4 protein-coding genes are annotated in these 2,647 nt (G+C 51.2%); 2 read left to right on the plus strand and 2 right to left on the minus strand.

All coding sequences use genetic code 11. The features are described 5' to 3' along the window. A partial coding sequence (locus GX016_00715; GenBank protein ID HHT70083.1) for a Ger(x)C family spore germination protein occupies positions 1 to 205 on the plus strand: 205 nt, incomplete at its 5' end. Positions 206 to 409: 204 nt separating this feature from the next. After that, positions 410 to 616 carry a hypothetical protein gene (locus GX016_00720; GenBank protein HHT70084.1) on the plus strand — a complete coding sequence of 69 codons (207 nt, stop codon included), beginning with the start codon at positions 410 to 412 and terminating at the stop codon, positions 614 to 616. Between the two features lie 80 nt (positions 617 to 696). Here the strand turns inward: GX016_00720 and GX016_00725 are convergent, their stop codons facing one another. Both GX016_00725 and GX016_00730 read right to left on the minus strand, forming a co-directional pair. Next, positions 697 to 939, minus strand: coding sequence for a type II toxin-antitoxin system MqsA family antitoxin (locus GX016_00725; protein HHT70085.1), 243 nt, complete (start codon positions 937 to 939; stop codon positions 697 to 699). An 89-nt stretch (positions 940 to 1,028) separates the two neighbouring features. Beyond that, positions 1,029 to 2,647: S1 RNA-binding domain-containing protein (locus tag GX016_00730; protein ID HHT70086.1), on the minus strand; the 1,619-nt coding region annotated here is incomplete at its 5' end.

Here is a 2,647-nt window from a genome sequence, read left to right on the forward strand (position 1 = left end):
AATAATGCTTGCGGTGCGCCGGGCTCAGGAACTAAACAGCGATATCTTTGGCTTTGGCAACGGTATTTATCGTCTGAAGCCCAAGGAGTGGGAGCGGTTGGAACCCAGATGGCCAGAAATGTTCTCCAAGCTGGACGTGGAACTAGATGTGAGGGCCAAGATCACAGTGTCCGGTCTAATCAAAGAGCCGGCAGGGATAAAGTAGGAGAACATTATTCTTGTCATCCTGAACATGTTATTCTGTCATCCTGAGCATGTCATCCTGAGCGAAGGCGAAGGATCTTAAACAATACTTCCTCGCTGGAGCCAAGCAACTGAAGATGACAACGAAGCAGGGCTTGGAGTACGGGGGTTAGATGTTGATTGATTAAGGAGCCAGTTGGATTAAGTAGAGGGGGCTGTCCGGACATTGCTAAAAGTACTAGCAGTACTGGCGATTATGGCATTAATACTCGCTATCCAGCTACCCCTTCTCCTTAAGGAAAAGCAATGGGGGGAGCTAGCAGCTTTCTTACCGCTGTGGTTAGTGGCTACAGTGTACGCATCATTAGTAGCCCTGAATATACCTATCCTCAATCCCACCGAGATTCTGATATCTGTGTTGGGGGGAAAGTAGAGCCATCTGAGCATAAATAAACAGGCCCTAACCTACCTTAAAACTTTCCTTGGTCAGGGCCAGAGCTAGGAACATAACCACTACTCTGCTTTGTATTGATAAACAGGGACCTGCAGAATGCGCTTCGGTTTCGATGGGGCTTTGTTTCGCATCTTATCTAGTTCAATGCTAGTGTCGGCATCAAAGTACTGCTCGCCGCAATCGTTGCACACCCAGGCCGGCACGTTTTCAACAATGGCAAAGGTATCGCCCCACCAGTTTTCTACGCTAACGGTATGCTTTTCCACTTTTCCGCCGCAGAGCCGACATTTACTTAGGGTCATTGTCTCTAGCCCTCCTTGTTCTTTCATCCACCCAGCGAGGGAGCTTTGGGCAACGGATGTGATGTTGCTGGTACTGCTTGCACTTACTTTTAGACACCTTTCAGTGATAATCCGATACGGTTGCGTTCCGGCTCTACCGATAGCACTCGCACTTTAACTACGTCGCCGACGTTTACTACATCAAAGGGTGAGTGGACGAAGCGGTCGCTGAGCTCAGAGATGTGGGCCAAGCCGTCTTGGTGCACACCCAGGTCGATAAAGGCGCCGAAGTCGGTGATGTTGCGTACGGTGCCCCAGAGGATCATCTCCGGTTTTAGATCTTTTAGCTCCAAAATATCGGTGCGGAACATTGGCGCCGGCAGTTCCTCCCGGGGATCCCGCCCCGGTTTTTTAAGTTCGGTTATGATATCACGTAAGGTGGGAACGCCCACGCTTAGCGTTTGGGCTAACTTAGATATTTCCTCTGTCGAGAAACTCTTACGCGGAAGTTCCGGCAGAGGATAAAGTGCCATGATTTTCTCGGCCACACTGTAACTTTCGGGATGCACGCCGGTATTGTCTAAGATGTTTTCGCTTTCCGGGATCCTTAGAAAACCGGCACACTGTTCAAAAGCTTTGGGGCCCAGCCAGGGGACACGGAGCAGCTCCGGGCGTGATCTTATCAAGCCTTGCTCTTCTCTGTATTTTACCAAGTTTTGGGCCACGCTGGCTGTGATGCCGCTGACGTAGCTGAGCAGGGACGGTGAAGCAGTGTTCACATCGACACCGACGTTGTTAACACAATCCTCTACCACCCCGGCCAGCTTTTCCGTCAGTTTCTTTTGGTTTACATCGTGTTGATACTGACCCACCCCGAGCGACTTGGGATCGATCTTTACCAGTTCGGCCAGCGGGTCTTGAAGCCGGCGGGCAATGGAGACGGCCCCGCGAAATGAGACGTCCAGATGGGGAAACTCTTCGCTTCCTAGTTTAGACGCCGAGTAGACCGATGCTCCGGCCTCACTTACAATGACATAGCTTACTGGCCGATTGGCGTCCTTTATTACATCAGCCAAGAATCTCTCACTTTCCCGAGAGGCAGTGCCGTTGCCTAAGGAGACAACGTCTACCTGGTACTGATCCATGAGATCCAGGAGAATTTGCTTGGCCTCGGCAATTTTGTTCTGCGGTGGAGTGGGATAGCAAACAGCATGGGCCAGCAGCATACCCGAAGGATCGACCACAGCTATTTTGCACCCTGTCCGGTAAGCAGGGTCAAAGCCCATGATAACTTTCCCTTTTACCGGGGGTGTAAGGAGCAAATTCTTGAGGTTGCGGGCAAAAACGTCCAGAGCTTGGCTTTCCGCTTTGTCCGTAAGGAGGTTACGGATTTCTCGCTCTATGGCCGGGCCAATAAGGCGTTTGTATGCGTCCTGCGCCGCCTGAGCCACCAACTGGGCTGTCGGGGAGTCCAGCCGGAGATAGCTGGATTGGATCGTGGCTATTATCGTTTCTTCCGGAACTTCAATCTTCACTGCCAGCGCTTTTTCTTTTTCGCCCCGATTGAGGGCCAAAATGCGGTGGGGCACGATTTTGGCCACCGGTTCACGAAAATCAAAGTACATGGAATAAACAGACGCCTGGTCGTTGGTACCGCTGGAGGAAACCATGCCTTTCCTATATGTAAGATCCCGCACCTTTTTCCTCATCTCAGCATCATCGGCTATAA

Source organism: Bacillota bacterium (assembly GCA_012837285.1).
Taxonomy (GTDB): domain Bacteria; phylum Bacillota; class DTU030; order DUMP01; family DUMP01; genus DUNI01.

What these genes read in the sequence shown, in the direction of transcription:
- GX016_00725 (HHT70085.1), bottom strand. Translation starts at nt 939, where the DNA reads ATGACCCTAAGTAAATGTCGGCTCTGCGGCGGAAAAGTGGAAAAGCAT.